The organism is Mesorhizobium silamurunense, assembly GCF_014843825.1.
GTDB classification, from domain to species: Bacteria; Pseudomonadota; Alphaproteobacteria; order Rhizobiales; family Rhizobiaceae; genus Mesorhizobium; species Mesorhizobium silamurunense.
Map to the genome: position 1 here is coordinate 1 of NZ_JHQR01000204.1, position 18,142 is coordinate 18,142.

13 protein-coding genes and 2 pseudogenes are annotated in these 18,142 nt (G+C 59.2%); 8 read left to right on the plus strand and 7 right to left on the minus strand.

Going from position 1 to position 18,142, the window contains the following annotated elements; all coding sequences use genetic code 11:
* Nucleotides 1-185, minus strand: a pseudogene (locus tag DH10_RS36335) (hypothetical protein); the annotation flags it as partial.
* A gap of 134 nt (nucleotides 186-319) precedes the next feature.
* On the opposite strand from DH10_RS36335, the gene DH10_RS22635 reads away from it, so the two are divergent.
* Complete coding sequence (locus DH10_RS22635; RefSeq protein WP_192385338.1) at nucleotides 320-2,110, plus strand: ABC transporter ATP-binding protein; 1,791 nt, start codon at nucleotides 320-322, stop codon at nucleotides 2,108-2,110.
* Nucleotides 2,111-2,115: 5 nt separating this feature from the next.
* On the opposite strand, the gene DH10_RS22640 is transcribed toward DH10_RS22635, so the two are convergent.
* The gene (locus DH10_RS22640) at nucleotides 2,116-2,460 is read right to left on the minus strand and encodes a hypothetical protein (protein WP_192385339.1); all 345 of its coding nucleotides are present in this window, start codon (nucleotides 2,458-2,460) and stop codon (nucleotides 2,116-2,118) included.
* On the minus strand, nucleotides 2,460-3,563 hold the full coding sequence (locus DH10_RS22645; protein ID WP_192385340.1) for an IS5 family transposase: 1,104 nt from the start codon (nucleotides 3,561-3,563) through the stop codon (nucleotides 2,460-2,462). The genes DH10_RS22640 and DH10_RS22645 overlap by 1 nt, the downstream gene beginning before the upstream one ends.
* Before the next feature lie 618 nt (nucleotides 3,564-4,181).
* On the opposite strand from DH10_RS22645, the pseudogene DH10_RS22650 reads away from it, so the two are divergent.
* The 5 genes and pseudogenes from DH10_RS22650 to DH10_RS22670 all read left to right on the plus strand — a co-directional run bounded on the left by DH10_RS22650 (nucleotide 4,182) and on the right by DH10_RS22670 (nucleotide 10,661).
* A pseudogene (locus DH10_RS22650) lies at nucleotides 4,182-5,520 on the plus strand (ISNCY family transposase).
* A 680-nt stretch (nucleotides 5,521-6,200) separates the two neighbouring features.
* Nucleotides 6,201-6,332, plus strand: a complete 132-nt coding sequence (locus DH10_RS37145) for a hypothetical protein (protein WP_343221605.1) — start codon at nucleotides 6,201-6,203, stop codon at nucleotides 6,330-6,332.
* 544 nt (nucleotides 6,333-6,876) lie between these two features.
* Complete coding sequence (locus DH10_RS22660; RefSeq protein ID WP_192385341.1) at nucleotides 6,877-7,821, plus strand: dihydrodipicolinate synthase family protein; 945 nt, start codon at nucleotides 6,877-6,879, stop codon at nucleotides 7,819-7,821.
* Nucleotides 7,799-9,325 carry an aldehyde dehydrogenase gene (locus DH10_RS22665; RefSeq protein ID WP_192385342.1) on the plus strand — a complete coding sequence of 509 codons (1,527 nt, stop codon included), beginning with the start codon at nucleotides 7,799-7,801 and terminating at the stop codon, nucleotides 9,323-9,325. Before DH10_RS22660 ends, DH10_RS22665 begins: the two co-directional genes overlap by 23 nt.
* Before the next feature lie 13 nt (nucleotides 9,326-9,338).
* Nucleotides 9,339-10,661, plus strand: a complete 1,323-nt coding sequence (locus DH10_RS22670) for an NAD(P)/FAD-dependent oxidoreductase (RefSeq protein ID WP_192385343.1) — start codon at nucleotides 9,339-9,341, stop codon at nucleotides 10,659-10,661.
* On the opposite strand, the gene DH10_RS22675 is transcribed toward DH10_RS22670, so the two are convergent.
* A complete protein-coding gene (locus DH10_RS22675; RefSeq protein ID WP_192385344.1) occupies nucleotides 10,658-11,569 on the minus strand; it encodes a LysR substrate-binding domain-containing protein in 912 nt (303 codons plus the stop codon). The two genes, DH10_RS22670 and DH10_RS22675, sit on opposite strands and share 4 nt — an antisense overlap.
* 352 nt (nucleotides 11,570-11,921) lie before the next feature.
* Here DH10_RS22675 and DH10_RS22680 point away from each other — a divergent pair, with 352 nt between their 5' ends.
* Both DH10_RS22680 and DH10_RS22685 read left to right on the plus strand, forming a co-directional pair.
* Complete coding sequence (locus DH10_RS22680) at nucleotides 11,922-12,689, plus strand: SDR family NAD(P)-dependent oxidoreductase (protein ID WP_192385345.1); 768 nt, start codon at nucleotides 11,922-11,924, stop codon at nucleotides 12,687-12,689.
* Between the two features lie 8 nt (nucleotides 12,690-12,697).
* Nucleotides 12,698-13,462: an SDR family NAD(P)-dependent oxidoreductase gene (locus tag DH10_RS22685; RefSeq protein WP_192385346.1), complete on the plus strand. Its 765-nt coding sequence runs from the start codon at nucleotides 12,698-12,700 to the stop codon at nucleotides 13,460-13,462.
* Between the two features lie 219 nt (nucleotides 13,463-13,681).
* Here the strand turns inward: DH10_RS22685 and DH10_RS22690 are convergent, their stop codons facing one another.
* From DH10_RS22690 to mblB, 3 genes are read right to left on the minus strand one after another with little or no spacing between them, the layout of a single operon-like run.
* The gene (locus DH10_RS22690) at nucleotides 13,682-14,410 is read right to left on the minus strand and encodes a hypothetical protein (protein ID WP_192385347.1); all 729 of its coding nucleotides are present in this window, start codon (nucleotides 14,408-14,410) and stop codon (nucleotides 13,682-13,684) included.
* Between the two features lie 3 nt (nucleotides 14,411-14,413).
* A complete protein-coding gene (locus tag DH10_RS22695) occupies nucleotides 14,414-16,675 on the minus strand; it encodes an anti-phage 6A-MBL system cap2_3 protein (protein WP_192385348.1) in 2,262 nt (753 codons plus the stop codon).
* Nucleotides 16,672-17,859, minus strand: coding sequence for an anti-phage 6A-MBL system MBL-fold protein (gene mblB, locus DH10_RS22700; RefSeq protein WP_192385349.1), 1,188 nt, complete (start codon nucleotides 17,857-17,859; stop codon nucleotides 16,672-16,674). The genes DH10_RS22695 and mblB overlap by 4 nt, the downstream gene beginning before the upstream one ends.
* Nucleotides 17,860-18,142 lie beyond the last annotated feature (283 nt).

An 18,142-nucleotide genomic window follows, 5' to 3' on the forward strand; every position in this document is an offset into this window, starting at 1 on the left:
TCGCCGGCAAGCCGGTCGGCGATTGCCGCCCCAAGGCCGCTACTGGCGCCGGTCACCAAAGCGACCTTTCCGGCGAAGCGGGTCATGACCAGCAGCTGGCCAATCTTACTTGCAACAAAACCTTCCAATAAATTTGCAGGATCTTTGCGCCCGCAAATCACTGACAATGCTAAGGTCACCGCCATGTCTGAGGACATCGCGGTTAAAGGAAGCAGCCTGTAAGATCCCGTGTGAGATATCGGCGTGAGACACACGTTCTCTTCCTCGCATTTTGGTTTCCATTTCGGGGGGCTACCGTTTTGATGCGGTCGTACGGACTATGAATCGCTTCCGCAAAGATCCGGACTGCAGCATTTTTCCTAGCGTCCTTGCTTTCACCGCTCAGCGTTGGATGGGGCAGCCGACGCGGCTTACTATCGTGACGACGGCGATGGTTGTGGCCACGGTGGCTGACGTTCTGACACCGGTCTACTGTGGCACACTCGTCGATGCCGTTGCCAAGGGGGTGGCCACAGAGGAGACTGTCTGGAATGTCGCGATCAGTACCTTGTTGATTTTGATGGCGCTTACTCTGGTTGCCGTCGTCATGCGTCACGTCGCCTTAACCGGCGTGACCGATCTCACACTCACCATGGCGGCGGGGATTGCGAGCGAAGCATTTCATCGCGTTCAGCGCTTTTCGACCGACTGGCATGCCAACAACTTCGCCGGCTCAACGGTACGCAAGATCATGCGCGGTATTTCGGCGCTTGTCGTGCTCAACGATACGATATTCCTTGAGTTATTTCCTTCGCTGATCATGCTGGTCGGTTCGGCGATACTGCTCGGCTGGTATTGGCCGGGAATGGCTCTGATTATCGCTTCAAGTTCTGTCCTCTATACCTACCTGACGGTCGTGTTGTCGCTCCGCTACGTCGCGCCGGCGGCGAGCCTCGCCAACTGCTGGGACACCCGGCTCGGCGGCGTGATCGCGGACGCGATCGGCTGTAATGCAGTGATCAAAAGCTTCGGCGGCGAGCTACGTGAAGATGAACGCTTCGCGAGGGTGATCGCCAAATGGCGACGGCGAATGCGCCGAGCTTGGGTGCGTGCAATCATGGCTGGCACGGCTCGGGATATCACGCTGATAGGCCTATGGCTGTCGATTATTGGCTATTCTCTGCTTCTTTGGTCTCGTGGCCAAGCGAGCCCGGGCGATATGGCATTTGTGCTCACCTCTGTCTCTGTGCTGCGGGGCTATTTGCGCAATCTGGGCACGGATGTGCGCAACGTGCAACGCTCGGTCAACGAAATGCAGGATCTAGTCAAAATCCAAGGCCAGCCGCTCGGGGTGGCGGATCGTCCGGAGGCGCGCCCAATCCGGATCGCAAAGGGTAGGATCGAATTCGAGAATGTCCATTTCCAATACGGCAAGCAACAACCGCCGCTCTACAGCGACTTATCGATTTCTATTGAGCCGGGCGAAAAAGTTGGTCTGGTCGGGCCGTCCGGCTCCGGCAAGACCACCTTTGTGAAGCTTATCCAGCGGCTTTACGACCTGAGCGATGGTCGGATCCTTATCGATAAACAGGATATCTCGATCGTAGCTCAGGATTCGCTGCGCTCCCAGATCGCGATCGTCCAGCAGGACCCTATCTTGTTTCATCGATCGCTCGCCGAAAATATCGCCTACGGCCGCCCCGGCGCAAGCCAAGCAGAGATTGAACAAGCGGCGCGGCTCGCGAGCGCGCACGAGTTTATTAGACGCTTCCCGAAAGGCTACGCCACGCTGGTCGGCGAACGGGGCATGAAGCTTTCTGGCGGCGAACGTCAGCGGGTTGCGATCGCGCGCGCTTTCCTGGCCAAAGCTCCGATCCTGATCCTTGATGAGGCGACATCGAGCCTGGACTCGGAGTCGGAGGTACTTATCCAAAAGGCGATGGAGCGGCTGATGGTCGGCAGGACGACGCTGGTGATTGCGCACCGGCTCTCGACGGTGCGCAAGCTCGACCGGCTGCTTGTATTTGACCGCGGCCGTATTATCGAGGAGGGTGATCATGCCACGCTGATCCGTCTCAAGGGCGGCATTTATAGCCGCCTGTTCGAGCTGCAGGCGCTAGCAGGCTGTTGAAGAAGTCAGGCTCTTTCGCAAACGAAGCCTGAATCGTCGGTGTTGTGGATGTAGAAGTGGCCGACGAGGCGGCCTGCAGTTCCAAAGACGACCCAGCCGCGGCCACAGGCTGGGTCGTTCTCATCATGCCCCTCCCATGAGAATTCCGCGCAGGCTGAGCCATCGCGGGTGCCATATCGGACATCGAGGAAGCCCTTGAGTGCGCCGAAGGCGATCTCGCCATCCGCCGAGCCTTTGAATGTCAGATGCGCTTCCTCGACGAGATCGAGGAAGTCGTTATCCCAAACATCCATCTCGACGATGCGCCGGCGGCCGGCAAAGGCCTTGGCAAAGCCGGGAGCCTTGGCCATCAGCCGGTCTCCGCCATGAGCTTTGGCAGTCGCACCAGATTGTAGGCAGCGGCTGCGAAGGTGAAGGCCCATCCGACACGGTCGCGACCGCGGAACCTGGTCTTGTGCTGGCCGGCTACGACCTTGACCCAACCGAATGCCTCTTCGATGCGCTTCCTGATGCGCTGGCTGACGGCATAGCCGCCATGCCGCGTCGTGCGCCCGTCGATCGCGGAACTGCGACCGCTCGTGTTCTGCGCTACATGCGGCGTCACCCTCATCGAGCGCAGCTCATTGACGAAGTCTTCCGCGTCGTAGGCCTTGTCGGCGCCGAGCGTGATCGCCTGTGGCCGCTCCGCTCGAGGTTCGATCATGTGCAGTGCGGCCACCCGCTCAGCATGTCCGTCGGCCAGTGTCAGGCAGGCGTCGACCAGCAGGCCGTGGCGGTTCTCCATCAAGCCATGTCCCATGAAGCATAGCTTGGCCTCCTTGCCTTGCCCCTTTCGGTAGAGCCTGGCATCCGGATCGGTGGTCGAGGCATGCGTGTCGTTCGAACGCTTGTGGCCATGGAAGTCCGCTTCGGCATTGCGCCCGCCCCCTTCAGCCGGCGGTTCGCCATGACCACCGCTTGGGCCGTCCTTCGGTTTGACGCTCTTCATCGATGCCCACGCCTCGATCAGTGTGCCATCGACCGAGAAGTGGTCGGTCGACAGAAGCTTCTTCACCCTAGGCTGCGCCAGCACTGCGCCTAAGAATTTCGCCGCGATATCACCTTCCAGCAACCGGTCGCGGTTTTTTGAGAACACCGAATGGTCCCAGGCCGCGTCATCGACGCCGATGCCGACGAACCAGGGGAACAGAAGGTCGTATTCCAGCCGCTCCATCAAAAGCCGCTCCGAGCGGATCGAGTAGAACGCCTGTAGCAGCATCGCTCGCAGCAGCTTTTCCGGCGGCATCGAAGGCCGCCCCATCGGCGAATACAGCGCCGCCAAGTCCCGCTCCGCCGCTGCCAGCGCCTCGTTCACAATCGCCCGAATGCGGCGCAACGGATGATCGCGCCGCACCCGAGCCTCGAGATCAACATAACTGAACAGTTCGCCAGACCGTTCGTCTCCGCCGCGCATGCCTCGTTCTCCGAATCTCTCCGGAGACACTGAATCACGCTCACAGCCTCGCTGCGAGCCACTTTTTCAACAGCCTGCTAGAGTTCAGAAAGGCGATGTGAGCCGCTCGCGCACGTGCCTTATGGGGCCGTTCCTGCCGCGCAGCCGCCGCGAGCCTGTCGGAATGCGACGCTGGAGGGTCTGCGTCGCAGTCCGAGCCCTCAGACAAGTCGCTCAGGCCGCGAGCGAAAGCCTTGCCGCCGCGATAAAGAGCATGGAGGAGAACATAGAGTTTCCACTCCCAACGTTTGAGCCGCTGAAAGCGGATAGGCGTTTCGAGGCGTCAGCTCGAACGTCTTTTTTGCGACCCATATCGGTGCCTTACCCACCAAGTACCACCTCATACTGAGAGTTGATCGTGCCAAGCGATTTATCGAAGGCACATGGCTGCCGCTGGTGAGCAATTGGGTTCACGTCGGCACCGCACTTTTCCAAATGCTTTAGGCTAGTTTCCATCCACAAACGGCAAATATTTGATTTTATTGAATGAATCGTAGCTTTGCGGGAGCAAGGTCCGGCGGTTTCAGGTATCTTGGATCATGCCACTGAGTCCAAAACCTGCCACCGCCGGAGCCGACAATGCGCCAAGAACGCACCGTCCAAGCCAGCATATTCGATGTTTTCGCCACGCACGAGATCGGCCACGAGTTGAAGGCGATGTCGCAATGGCTGGACGAGCATCGCGATCTGCTCGGTATGGTGGCCCGCGATTTGGTTCGGGTCGGCGTCAAGGCCACCGGGCGGCAGGGCTTGCCGGGCGAAGCGGTGTTGCGCTGCGCGATCCTCAAGCAGTACAGGCAACTGAGCTACCAGGAACTGGCGTTCCACCTTGAGGACTCCGCCTCGTTTCGCGCCTTTGCCCGCCTGCCATGGTCGTGGAGCCCACAGAAGTCGGTGCTACAAAAGACGATTAGCGCGATCCGGCCCGAGACTTGGGAACAGATCAATCGGACACTGCTGTCGGCCGCTCGGGAGGCGAAGCTCGAAGACGGCACGGTCGTGCGGCTGGACAGCACCGCGACCTCGGCACTCATGCACGAGCCGAGCGACAGCAGCCTGCTTTGGGATGCAGTGCGGGTCATGGTACGCCTTCTGAAGCGGGCCGATACCTTGGTCGGCGGCTCCGGTTCATCATGGCGCGATCATTGCCGGGCAGCCAAGAAGCGCGCCCGCAAGATCCAGTTCACGCGCGGTCGACCCAATCGGGTCCATCTCTACCGCGAGTTGATCGCAATCACCCGCACGACCTTGGCCTATCTGAAGCAGGCGACCGAGCGATTGGCCATGGCGAGCACTCCGCTCATCGCACTGTGGCAGCTCCAGGTTCGTCACTATCGGCCGATGATCGAACGCATCATCAGACAGAGCGAGCGGCGGGGGTTGGCCGGCGAGCCGGTGCCGGCCGGCGAGAAGTTGGTCAGCCGTCGAGCCGCATGCCGATATCATCGTCAAAGGCAGCCGCGACACCGAGTACGGCCACAAACTCAACCTGACCACCGGCAGGAGCGGCCTGATCCTCGATCTGGTGATCGAAGCAGGCAACCCGGCCGACAGTGACCGCTTGCTGCCGATGCTGGAGCGCCGCATCGCCTTCTATGGGCAAGCGCCGCGGCAAGCGGCGGCCGATGGCGGCTTCGCCACGCGCAACAACCTGGCCACGGCGAAGGCGTGGGCCGTCTCCGACATGGCCTTCCACAAGAAAGCCGACCTCCGGATCGAGGACATGGTCAGAAGCAAGTGGGTCTATCGCAAGCTACGCAACTTCCGTGCCGGCATCGAAGCTGGCATCTCTTGCCTCAAACGCGCTTACGGCTTGGCACGCTGCACCTGGCGCGGACTTGACCACTTCAAGACCTACGTCTGGTCCTCGGTCGTGGCTTACAACCTCGTCCTCTTCACTCGCCTCCAGTCAACCTGATCCTAACTCGGCATTGCTGCTGTCTCAGCCGGCAAACGCCGCCCACGGTGGCGTGTGCCTGATCGTGCCGATGACACCATCTTGTCGACAATTAGTGCTCTTGATCCGGTCCATGCCCGTCAAAGGCGCCGTTCAGGTCAGCACAAGATCTTGTAAACGCTGAGAAATACGCACGTTTATGGACGGAAACTAGGCTAGGAACATCCCCGGGATTTCACGAGTGCATGCCTGCGTTGGTCGAGGTTATCGTCGCTGGATCAGAAGTTGGCCGGTCTCGTTCCCCTTACAAGTGACGCGTCTCGCATTGATAATTGATTTGCCGTCAAAGAGAGCTGGACCACCAATGCCCCTAGGAGTTAAGAATTATACAGTAAAAATCATGCAGATATTGGCAATTATCTTGAGGACAACCCTGGCGTCAGTCCCGGATTAGATTGTTCTGTTTCGGCCTGCTCGATACGCTTCAGGTCGACCAGCCGTGCAACAAATGCTGCGCGTTCACGAGCGCCCCGAGTTCCTCTCTCAAAGTTCCGAAGTACTCCCTTCATGTCCGGTCGTCTTTCCGGTCAACGACCCATCCAAAGTTGACCGCTCGGCTATGCGGCCCAGGACGTTGCGTAGAGTATCGTGGCTAGCAGACTTGCGGAGTCTACGAGGTGCAGCTTGCTTACGTCATCGGCGTGGCCACTCCGGTCTCAATCCTAGTCAACACGTTCTGGATCGCGAGGATCGAGAAAGAAAGAATCAAGTACATCGTTCTTGAACTGTTCGATCTCAGATCGAAAGGTCGACAAGTATATCACGATACTTGATCAGGACGCGCTGCCGTGAGTGCCGAGGCCGCATTTATTCTCCATGCGGCATGTGGCGTCAGACTGATGGAATAATCGCAGCAGGATCCGCGTTCTGTTCCGGGCGCGATCTGCTGGTGCGCCAGCGGACTCGAATGATCAAGGGGCTTGCGGCCACGCGGCAAAATCAGACATAAAACTAAAGTGCATTCAACGAATTGGCGGAAAGAGAAATCCATGTGAGACAAATCCAGTGAAGGTTTCCTCGCTACTGCTAATACAATGAATGCCCGACGAGTGGAGAAGGGCTCGTCCTGTCTTTGGCTGCGAGTGGTAGTGGGGCATCGCTTATCAATCTAAGTCGTAGGGCCGTTTCGCCACCAGACGACGACTGCTGCTAATTTGGTTCACACCGGGTTGCATGCGCTTCGAGCAGCATTTGGTCGTCCTCGCTCAGCGCACCAGAACCGCAAAAAAGTTGCCTGCCAGGTGACTTTATTTCCGCTGTTCCCGCCCCTCAGCTTGCATATAACACTGACCTGTAGCCCACATTGGAGCGAGGCAGATGTCGTTCAAAGGCGTTATTCCGCCCGTCACAACGCCCTTTCATGCGGACGGATCGATCGACCGTGACGGGTTCTGCGTCATGGTCGAGCACCTGGTCGCGACAGGCGTTCACGGTATTATCGTCGGTGGCACAACAGGCGAGTACTACGCCCAGTCACGCGACGAACGTGTCAGCCTGCTTAAGCTTGCCAGGAGCGTGGTGAAGGGGAAGGCGCCCCTGATCGCCGGCGTCGGCGCCATTCGCACTGAGGACTGCATTGAATATGCGCTGGTTGCAAAGGACCTGAGGTACGACGGCATCCTGATCGGCTCGCCTTACTACGCTGTTCCCACGCAGCTCGAACTTGCCAATCATGCGCTTGCGATCGACAAGGCCGCCAATTTACCGGTGATGCTGTACAACTATCCCGGACGTACCGGCACGATGATGGATCTCGAGTTCCTGGACCGAGTCGGCCGCAGCTCCAATTTCTGTGCCATCAAGGAATCCAGCGGCAGCATGAACCAGTTGCACGCACTGGCTCGTGATTATCCGCATATCGACCTGTTCTGCGGCATGGATGATCAGGCGCTTGAATTCTTCGCCTGGGGTGCCAGAGGTTGGGTCTGTGGAGCTGGGAACTGCCTGCCGGCTGAGCATCTCGCGCTGTACGAAGCCTGCGTGATCGAGAAGGACTTCACAAAGGGCCGGCAGATCATGTCGGCGCTTCTGCCTCTGATGAGGCTTCTCGAACAAGGCGGCAAGTTCGTCCAGAGCATCAAGTTCGGGTGCGAATTGGCCGGATTACCGGCTGGGCCTGTGCGCCGGCCGATGCGGGCACTCGGCGACGAACAGAAGCGGGAACTCGAGTCGACGATCCGCACCCTTAAGGCAGTCATCGCGTCCATCACTGCAAAATCCCAAAAGAGGGCTTCCGAGAATGTCATCGCTATTAACGCGTGATGAGTACAAGAACCTGGCTGTCAGCCTGCCGCTGCCGACAAACGCGGTGATCGACGGCATGGCGCGGGCGGCGGAATCGGGCGACACTTTCGAAACCATCAATCCGGCGACGGGGCAGGTGATTGCAAGGATCGCCTCCTGTGGTCAGGCCGATGTCGATCTTGCTGTCGAGAAAGCACGGCTGGCATTTGAATCGGGCGCCTGGTCGCGTGCGCATCCGAGCGAGCGCAAGCGCGTTCTGCGGCGCCTCGTCAAGCTGATGGAGCGAAATGCCCATGAGCTTGCCGTGCTTGAGACGCTCGAAAGTGGCAAGCCTATCTACGACGTCGAAACGATAGACATCCCTGAGGCTCTGCACTGCCTGGAATGGCACGCGGAAGCCACCGACAAGCTCTACGGTCAGACGTCGCCTTCTGGCGATGACGTCGTTTCGATGATCGTGCGCCAGCCGCTGGGCGTGGTAGCCTGCGTTCTGCCCTGGAATTTCCCGATCCTGATGCTTGCCTGGAAGATCGGTCCGGCACTTGCGACGGGCAACTCCGTCATTGTCAAGCCGGCTGAGCAGACCAGCATGTCCACGCTTCGCATTGCGGAGTTGGCGCATGAGGCCGGGTTGCCGCGAGGTGTCCTGCAGATCGTCACCGGCCCCGGCGAGATCACCGGCAAGGCGCTTGGTATGCATGAGGACATCGATATGGTCGCCTTCACCGGTTCGACCGATATCGGCCGGAAGTTTTTGGAATATTCCGCCAAGTCCAACCTCAAGCGCATCGTGCTCGAATGCGGCGGGAAGAACCCTTGCATCGTCCTCGATGACGCCGAGAATTTGGACGTTGTCGCACAGCACGTCACTCAGGGTGTCTTCTGGAACATGGGCGAGAACTGCTCGTCCAATTCCCGCCTGATCGTCCATGAGAAGATCAAGGACCGCTTGGTGGAACGCGTCCTTCACAAGCTCAAGGAATGGCCTTTGGGCGAGCCGTTGGACCCGGGCAATCGGCTGGGCGCCATTGTGTCGAAAGAACAGTTCGACCGCATTATGGGCTACATCAAGAAGGGGCGGGCGGAAGGCGCCAGGGTCGTGGCGGGCGGAAATGCCCACAAGCACGGCAAAGGTTACTTCATCGAGCCGACCGTATTCGACGATGTCACGCCCGAAATGGCGATTGCGCGGGAAGAGATTTTCGGTCCTGTGCTGTCGGTAATCAAGGTGGCCAATGCTGACGAGGCGCTTCGGGTCGCCAACGATACGCAATACGGGCTTGCAGCGTCGATTTTTACCGCCAACCTCGGCAAAGCACATCGCATCGCAAGGGATATTCGCGCCGGGACGGTGACCATCAATTGCTACGGCGAAGGAGACGTCTCGACTCCCTTCGGCGGCTTCAAGCTGTCTGGCTTCGGGGGACGAGACAAGTCATTGCATGCCCACGACCAATATACCGAACTCAAGACGATCTGGGCGGACATCTCCGATCCTAACGTCTCGCGTTCGGTAGACTAGCCTGCTCGCACCGATGAGCGATCATAAGGCTGTCCGCACGCCTGCGGACAAATCCATGCCGGGCTGGTACGGTATTCTGCCGCCTCCCAAGGCACCAGAGGTGCTGCGCGGCCGTCACAAAGCGGACTGGCTCATTGTAGGAGCTGGGTTTGCTGGCTTGGCGGCCGCGCGGCGCCTCTCACAACTGGTGCCGAACGAGCGCATAGTGGTGGTCGACGCGCAGCGCGTCGGCTGGGGTGCTGCCGGGCGCAACTCCGGCTTCATGATCGATCTTCCGCATGAGCTCGGTAGTGAGCATTACGGTGGAAGCCAAGACCACGACCGCAAGCGCATCCGTATGAACCGGGCCGCGATCGAATTCTCTGGTTCGGCGGCGGACGAATACGGGTTGCAGAAGTTCTTCGTTCGGGCCGGCAAGTACCATGGAGCTGCAACCGACCACGGTGTTGCTGTCCTGGGCGAATTCGAAAAGCACCTGACGGGGCTAGGGGAGCCATTCGAGCGGCTCGACGGGCCGCAGTTGAAGGAAATCACCGGAACCGACTTCTTCGTCGGCGGCACCTTCACGCCGGGGACGGTGATGGCACAGCCGGCCGGCTTCATCCGTGGGCTTGCCGAAGGTTTATCTCGCTGGGTGCAGATATTCGAGAATTCGCCCGTCACATCTTTGCAGACTGGCAAACTACACACTGCCAAGACGGCTGAGGGCGAGATCACCGCACCGCGGTTGATACTGACTGTCAACGGTCATCTCGAAAGCTTTGGTTTCTTCAAGAAGCGCCTGATGCATGTGTTCACCTACGCCAGCATGACAAGGCCTCTCTCCAAGAATGAACAGGCAGCTCTGGGCGGCAAACCGCATTGGGGCTTGATCCCGGCTGACCCGATGGGATCAACCATCCGAAGGATCGGCGACCGGATCGTCGTCCGCAATACCTTCACATATAATCCGGACATGTCCACCAGTGAGAGGCAGATCCGTCGGATCGGCGCTGTGCATGATCGATCGTTCAACGCGCGCTTCCCGATGCTGGGTGAAGTACCGATGGAATTTCGCTGGGGAGGCCACTTGTGTCTCTCCCTCAATTCCGCGCCCGCATTCGGCGAAATTGAAGACAGAGTCTTCGTAGCTGGATGCTGCAATGGCCTGGGAACGGTGCAGGGCACCCTCTATGGGATGCTGGCTGCCGATCTCGCAGTCGGCAGCAACGAGCCAATGCTTGCAGACGCCCTGAACGAGCCAGCCCCGGTTCGGCTTTATCCAGAACCGCTGATGTCGATCGGAGCGCCGCTGAAGCTGTGGGCGATGCAGAAGCGCGCCGGCAAGGAGCTTTAGCTTTCTCGTTCTTGCGCCGCCGCTTCCCGGATCCAGCTACGGAGGCTCTGGGCGGCAGGGGAAAGCGTGCGATTTTCATACCAGGTGAGATAGTAGCTGCCAGGGGCTGGGAGCTCAAGATCCGTCAGTCTGACAAGTTTCCCTTCGTCAATCTGCGCCTTGACAAGGCGGTGCCACCCAACAGCCACCCCTTGATCGGCTTGAGCGGCCTGAAGTGCCACGAAGAACTTGCCGAAGCGCCGACCGCGGGTCGGCCCATGCGAGACCCCCGCGCGCCGTAAGACCTCGTCCCAGCCAGCCCAGTCGGGATCCACCCAATCAACATGCAGCAAGGGGAGGTCGGCCAACGACTCCGCCGTTGCATCGCGATGCTTGCTTGCAAACCCCGGCCCGCATACCGGGTAGATTGTTTCATCGAAAAGGAGCTCAGCATCTTCATTCGACCACGATCCGAACCCGTAGCGAATGCGCAATTCGACCTCGGCGCGGCGGTAATCGCGAGGATTGTCCGAGATAAGGTGGTCAACGGCAATATCCTGGTACCGTGTCCAGAAGTCCGGCATCCGCGGGATCAGCCACGTCGACGCGAAGGCGTCCGTGCACGCCAGCGTGACGTTCTTGGAACGGTCGCCGCGTTTCACATTTCGGACGATGTCTGCGGCCCGCGAAAAACCGCTGGCCAACACGCCATAGAGGTCTTCGCCGGCGCTTGTCAGCGCCACACCAGTTCCCAATCGGGTAAACAGCGGAACCCCCAGTTCGTCCTCGATCGCTTTGATCTGTCGGCTGACGGCGCCAGGAGTAACGTTCAGTTCCGCAGCAGCCAATTTGAATGACAGGTGCCGGGCAGACGCCTCGAAAACAGCCAAAGCAGTCAGGGACGGCAGGTCGTAATAGCGGCGAACCATCTCAAGCTCCAAACACTTCGATAATCGCGCCGCGCGACAAATAGAGCAAGCAATGCTCAAGGTGTCGGAAAACCATTTGCAAGGCGACGCGATAGCCTGCGTTTCGACTGACTATGGCTGCGATCCCCAACCCATGTGCGGCGGAACATAGCAAAAGTGTACGAACCATGCTTCGCGATCTGCGACGCTGTCCAATCAATGTCCGACGCGGCTGCAGCGTAGCATATACAGGGCGATGTCTGCGCTCAGCAACTCAACAAGGGGGTGAGACTTTTGCAGGGCTGCCCCACTGGTCTTCCGCAGCCGTTCAGAGATTATGAACCGAATTATCCCTTTGGTGATGGCTTGAGCTATGACTGGCATTGAGAAGAAAACTGCGGTCATAACTGGCGCGGCGGGAGGCATCGGGCAAGCGATCTCCAGACAGTTCGTTGCGAAGGGCTTTCGAGTGGTTGCGGGCGATACCGAACAGGCTGGCCTGGACAAGCTCGAGGCCGAACTCAACCGAACCAGACAGAATGTCTGGAGCAAGGCCGGAGACCTCAGAAACAATGGCTATTGCGAGGATTTGATCGAGTATTCCGTCCAGGCCACAGGGCGCCTGGACGTGCTCGTCAACAACGCCGGAATAATCACGCCAGGAGACATTCTCCAGGCGACCGACGACGATTGGGAGCGGACGTTCGAGATTAACCTGACATCGATATCCCATACTTGCCGGAAAGCTATAAGCCACATGAAGGGCCATGGCGGCGGCGCGATCGTGAACGTCGCATCCTGCTGGGAGCTTTATCCCGGGACTGGGCACGCAGCGCACTGCCTTGGCAAAGCAGCCGTGGCCGCGTTTTCAAGATGTCTTGGCCGCGACCATGCAGGTGATGGAATACGGGTCAACGCCGTGTGCCCCAATGAAGTGAGCGCCCCGATGCTACGCACCGGTTTTGCCCGGCGCGGCTTCAATCCTGGCACAGCCATAGCGGAGCCCAACAACACGGTGCCGCTAGGCCGGATCGCCGAGCCAGAAGACATAGCTGACGTGGTATTCTTCCTATGTTCCGACGCCGCCCGCTCCATCGCACGCTCGGCGGTCGAAGTGAACGGCGCAAAGCCTGTCTATTGAGGGCACCCATGGCTGACAGACTGGCCGGCAAGATTGCAATCATCACAGGCGGCGGACGGGGTATCGGTGCTGGTATCACACAGCGGTTTGTGGGAGAGGGAGCGAGAGTTGCCATTGTGCAGAGAAATTCGCCGCCTGAGGCGTTGCTTGATGATCGAACGATCTATGTGAAGGCGGATCTCGCAAATTCCGACGACATTCGATCAGCCGTCGAGACTATTGTCGAACGCTTTGGTGGCCTGGACATCTTGGTGAACAACGCCGGGGTCATGTTCGAGAAGACCGTCGAGGAAATGACCGAGGCGGACTGGGATCGGATGATGGACGTCAATCTCAAGGCTCCATTCCTGCTGGCAAAGGCAGTAATGCCACATCTTCGGGAGCGAGGTGGAGGAAGTATCATCAATATCGGCTCAATCGAAGGCCTGGCGTCCAACCCGGGACATCCTGCATATTCGGCCTCGAAAGCGGGGATTCACGGATTCACAGCAGCGGTTGCGGTCGATCATGGGCACGAGGGAATCCGGTGCAATGCCATTGCACCGGGCTGGATCAATTCTGATCTCAGCGAGGTCTACATCGACAGCATGGCCGACAGCTCCCGCGTCCGCAGAGAACTGCTCGCCATGCATCCGGTGGGGCGTCTTGGCGAACCCACTGATGTCGGAAATCTTGCAGTCTGGCTTGCCTCGGCAGAGAGTGCCTTCGTGACCGGTCAGGTCTACGTCATCGACGGCGGCCGTACCAAAAAGTTGCCGCTACCGATTCCATAAACAGGCGAAGTCCTCTCTTTGTCAGGCTGTCGGATCAACTTTCTCGCTAAATCGCCTGTTGATGCGATCAATAAGGATTGCCAGAACCACGGCGAGGCCAGGCCAGTCGCCGCCGCGATCGAAGTGATGAAGCGCGATAAGGCGCCGGCAGACTGGCAGCCTTTGCCCGACGTCTAGCTACCAGTGAGATCCAACCGCAAGATCGCCCATCAAACCCGGCTATGCTGTTGTCTCTCGTATAAGCACGTCACAACACATCGTAAGCTGACGGGCATAGGTTTTCGACGCGTCCAGAACGGTACCTCTGGTCACCGCAAAAATGAAGTAAAGCGCGTGGAAGAGCGCGAAGCCGCCCTGGATGAAAATCTTTCCCTGACTGAGCGTAGCAAAGGGCGGCTGGTAACGATACAGCCCATATGCGGCCAAAACCGCCAGCAGGTTGATGGCAATGCCGTATGGCTTCAAGCCGTAGAGGTTCCTTCTAAAGCCGTAGCTGATGTTTTCATTGAAAAGGACACGGAAGCGTTCGGTGTCGTAGGTGTTGTTCCGCATGTAGTTATAGCACTCCACGTAAAACTGGGCGGCGCCGGCCGGGTCAGCGACTTCTGACTCGCGCGTCGGCGCAGTCTTGCCTATCTGTCTTGCGAGAAAGTTGCGGAACCGGTCCCTCGTGCCGGAATCCAAAGTCGTATCGAGATGGCTAAGTTCGGTGTTTGCGGGGAAACCACCTGATTCCTTGAATAGCTTTCGCTGCACATGCCGGCCTGCTCTGCGCGCGAGATCCGCCATGGCGTAGAACAAGACACCTATGCCCAAGGCTGTCATGGCTTCTGGCAGCCCCGGATCCTTCCATGACCCTGCAAGGAGGAAAAGAACAAATGCAGGGAGAACGGCGATCAAAGCCGGAAAGAGCCGAGCCTTTATTGAATAAGTGTCCAAAAAATCCATGGTTCACCTAGAGGGGTCATGAACGATGCTGCAATACCCGCTGGGTGTTGCGATAAGTAGGACGGCGGGCGGGGATCGCTCGCCAGCGAGGTCTTTTGCCGTGCACCAGTCCGTTGGCGACGGGCCCTGCTCGGCGAGGTGGCTATGCCACGTGCCCACGTCGAGCAGGCGCTTGCCGCTCTTGAGATGCCGTTCCATCACCGCCTCCTTGAGGCCCTGCTTGCCAAGAACGAACAGCGAGCTGGAGCGCTGGCTGTCTGGCGGTGCCGGCAGAAGGTCGACGACTGTAATCGTCTTGGTGCGGGCGCTGCACGCGCCGACCATTAAACCTCCCGTCTCGACGTGTGGATAGACGGCAATTTCTTCCCTGATGCGTCTATCAACGTCGGCGGAAATCTTGAGGGTCCAGTCGGCGCCGTCGACGGAAACCGTGATCATCGTCGGCACGGCGAACGACCTCCAAGTCGTCGTCGGCGAATTGGCGTCTTGGGTGCCGACGGCGATGATGCCGCCGCCGGCGTCCTGGCTGACAAAATCTGCGAGCACCTCAGTGGCCGCCGCCGACATGGCCGAAAGGCGCGCGTCGGTCATAGGCATGGTCAGCGAACCGCAGCCATCACCTATCTGGATCTCGGTAAGGCCAAACTTTTCATCGAACAGCAAAGCACTTTCGACCTCTGTGGCCTTGGCGCTAAGTTCGACTTCCAAGTCGGCCAGCGTGGGATTTCTGCCCAGTCCCTCGTGCAGCACAAAAGCGCCTTTTCCTCTCCCAAACAGCGCGATCTCGGTCACACGGGCGGGAAAATCCGCGGGCGGGACTATGGACAGGGCGTCCCTTACAAGGAGCGACGCCGTCGTATTTACGATTGAGTTCGTGCCTGCCGGCGCGATTTTCGTGCGATTTGCGGCCTGCGCCAACCCCCGGGCGGCATCATCCAAGTAAACTTGAGGCTTCTGGCCGAGCTTCGACAACTCCGATGCCAGTTCGGTTGCCTTGGCCAGCGGCAGGACGTCTCTTACCAACGCGTGCCGCGCCATGTTGTGCGGCTGCAAGATGCCCTTGTCGACAAGTGCTGTAATCGTTGCGCCGGCGCGCGCGAGATGCAGGCCCACCTTCGAGCCCACACTGCCACACCCGATCAATGCGATCTTGCCGAGGTCTGCCGACGCCGACACCGTCCGCAACAACGTTAAGGACACCTTGTCGACCTGGCGCGCGGCGACAGCACGGCGGCCGCTTGGGCCCTCATAGAGGTTTTCCCTTTTTTTCCGTGGTGACACGTCGAAGATGTAGGGCAGCAGCTCTATGCCCGAATCGCGGCCAATCAGTTTGAAAGGCCGCCGCGCACAAAAGATCACTCCGATCGGCAGAGATCCTTGGCTCGTCCATGTGGCGGATTCCCATCGCTCTTCCAACCGGCGCAAGAAAGCGTCAAAAGCGGGGCCGAAACCGAATTCCTTAGCTCTGGCGGCGAGGTCCTCCAGCGTCTCGATGGTCTCTGGAAAGATCGTTTTGGCAATGACGTTATCGGCGGCCCAGAACACCGCAGTTATCGTCTTCCCATACGGATGACCGGCAGCTGACACGTTGATGTCGAAGGGGAAGGTGCCGAGTTTGCCAACGGAGGCCGCCAGTTCCTCATTGATGGTTAGGTAGACTTCGTCCCCGCTGAGGCGACCCTGTCCTGATCGATACCGGAAAAAATCGGATCTCAGCCAGACCGCGCCGGCGTCGCGTCCGACCCGGCCGCGGACGGCCGCAGGGTCAACCACCGCCACGTCGTCTAGGTCGTGCCGCATGACCGGTTCCCAACCGTGCTCGGGATCCATCAGCCCGTTGACGGCGGCCTTGGCCAGCCAGACCGCCATCTGCGAAAGCACCTGAAGGATTCCAATCTCGACTAGCCCAAAGCTGCTGAAATACTCGTCGATCGAACCGTCGACGAGACAAGGCCGCGGCAACGACTTTCCGCCGCCAGCCGACAAATGCGGCAGGTCACGGGGAAAATCTTCCCGGAGAAAGAACGAGGGACTCTTCCAAGGGTAGTCGGCAGCGATGCGGATTTCGACACGTTCCTGCAGCTTCACGCCGTTCGGGCTTGACCCTTTGGACGCATAGGGCAGGGGCATCTCGACACTGAGCACGACATAAACGCGGGCATGATCGTCGGCCACGCCGATGATGCCCGCCTCCGCGCACTGCCGATGGTCGGCGGCGACACGCGCAAACTGCTGTGCGTGTCGCTCGAATTGCTGCGCGGTCATTTGCGGCCGTGGGCCCTCGCGGCCGTCGCGATACCGCTGACGCCCACCACTGCCGCCGTCTTCTTAGCTGTCATCGCGAGTTTCTTTGCCGTCCCGGCGTGGTAGATTTTGAATTCCAGCGCGCGGTCTTCGTTCGCCGAATATTCGGTGGTGCAGATAAACCGATCGCTTTCGCCCTCGACCATGGAGACATATTCCCGTTTCGCCCGCTCGTGCGGGGGATTGGAATCGTCCTTCTTGATCGGCTTGCAACTGGCGACAATCACGGCGCCATCGCGGATCTGCGAGAGGGCGTTGCGGGCTTCCTCGCAGACCTTGACGTTCTCGCCGAGTTTCGACCAGCGGTCATAGCTCAGGGTTCGCCACGAACAGTGGTGCGGCGTCTCCATGACATCGTAGCTGAGCCAGTCGGTATTGCCTTCTTCCTCAAGGGTGTTCCAGAGCCGCTCCCAGATTGCGACGCCGGCGTCGCCACCAGTCAGGAACCGGCACATGTCCTTGTTGCCGTCGCCGGCGATGGAAAAGCGAACGATGACCGACGAGTTGTTCTTCTCGAGCAGGTCAATCAGGTCCTCGTCGTCGTCCTCAACCACCATCGGCGCCAGCAGTCGTCCCTCGAACTGGCCTTCTTTGCCCTGGTTAACTCGGGTGATGATCTCGTACTGCCCGACGACGATGTCCATCACATCGTCGGTCTTGCCGTCCTTATCCTTGCCCATCAGGAGGATGCGATCGCCGTCGCCGACGTCGGAGCCGATCTCGCGATAAAGGGCGACCCGACGGCGTGCCTCCTTCTTCCAAGCCTTCGCTTCGTCGCCGAGTTTGTGGTTGGCGCTGGCGCGCCGGAACACGATCGGGGACGACCACATCTCCCTAATGAGGATTAGGTCGTCTTCGTTATCCTCAGGGAAGTCCTCCGGGGGTCCGAGATAGAAGTGCTTGCTCAGACCTGTAATGTGATCCCCGTCCGGATGGGACAGCAGGAACGCGTCGACATATAGCCTATCTTGGTCATCGCGCGGCAACCGTTCCTTCAGATCGGCAGCGACATCGTAGGTGTCATCGTCCGGATCGTCCGCAGTTGCGCGGATGTTGATATCGACGAGGATATGCTGGCCGTTATCAAGCTTGATGAGGGCCATGTCCCCGTTATCGACGGGGAAGAATGTAAGCGACGCTGCCATTTTCAGGACTCCTAGTGCGCGTTGTCCGCGGAATTACCGCGGCCTTAAATCAAAGGGGTGGCTTGACCGGGCCTTCGGGCAGGAAGGGCCGAAAGTTAGACTACATGCAGGATGAGCGGCTTTTCCGAGGGTTCGTCGCAGATGCGCAACTTCGAGCGTCAGGCGAGCCATCTATTTTGACGTTGAGCCAGATACGGTGACGCGTCAGGTCAAGTTGGAATGTGCTGCATCACTTCAATATCTCATTCCCCCCAGTCTTCCATTTTTGCCTTATGCGGATTGT

What these genes read in the sequence shown, in the direction of transcription:
- mblB (WP_192385349.1), bottom strand. Translation starts at nt 17,859, where the DNA reads ATGGCAGCGTCGCTTACATTCTTCCCCGTCGATAACGGGGACATGGCC.
- DH10_RS22640 (WP_192385339.1), bottom strand. Translation starts at nt 2,460, where the DNA reads ATGGCCAAGGCTCCCGGCTTTGCCAAGGCCTTTGCCGGCCGCCGGCGC.
- DH10_RS22660 (WP_192385341.1), top strand. Translation starts at nt 6,877, where the DNA reads ATGTCGTTCAAAGGCGTTATTCCGCCCGTCACAACGCCCTTTCATGCG.
- DH10_RS22665 (WP_192385342.1), top strand. Translation starts at nt 7,799, where the DNA reads ATGTCATCGCTATTAACGCGTGATGAGTACAAGAACCTGGCTGTCAGC.
- DH10_RS22695 (WP_192385348.1), bottom strand. Translation starts at nt 16,675, where the DNA reads ATGACCGCGCAGCAATTCGAGCGACACGCACAGCAGTTTGCGCGTGTC.
- DH10_RS22685 (WP_192385346.1), top strand. Translation starts at nt 12,698, where the DNA reads ATGGCTGACAGACTGGCCGGCAAGATTGCAATCATCACAGGCGGCGGA.
- DH10_RS22670 (WP_192385343.1), top strand. Translation starts at nt 9,339, where the DNA reads ATGAGCGATCATAAGGCTGTCCGCACGCCTGCGGACAAATCCATGCCG.
- DH10_RS22675 (WP_192385344.1), bottom strand. Translation starts at nt 11,569, where the DNA reads ATGGTTCGCCGCTATTACGACCTGCCGTCCCTGACTGCTTTGGCTGTT.
- DH10_RS22680 (WP_192385345.1), top strand. Translation starts at nt 11,922, where the DNA reads ATGACTGGCATTGAGAAGAAAACTGCGGTCATAACTGGCGCGGCGGGA.
- DH10_RS22690 (WP_192385347.1), bottom strand. Translation starts at nt 14,410, where the DNA reads ATGGATTTTTTGGACACTTATTCAATAAAGGCTCGGCTCTTTCCGGCT.
- DH10_RS22635 (WP_192385338.1), top strand. Translation starts at nt 320, where the DNA reads ATGAATCGCTTCCGCAAAGATCCGGACTGCAGCATTTTTCCTAGCGTC.
- DH10_RS22645 (WP_192385340.1), bottom strand. Translation starts at nt 3,563, where the DNA reads ATGCGCGGCGGAGACGAACGGTCTGGCGAACTGTTCAGTTATGTTGAT.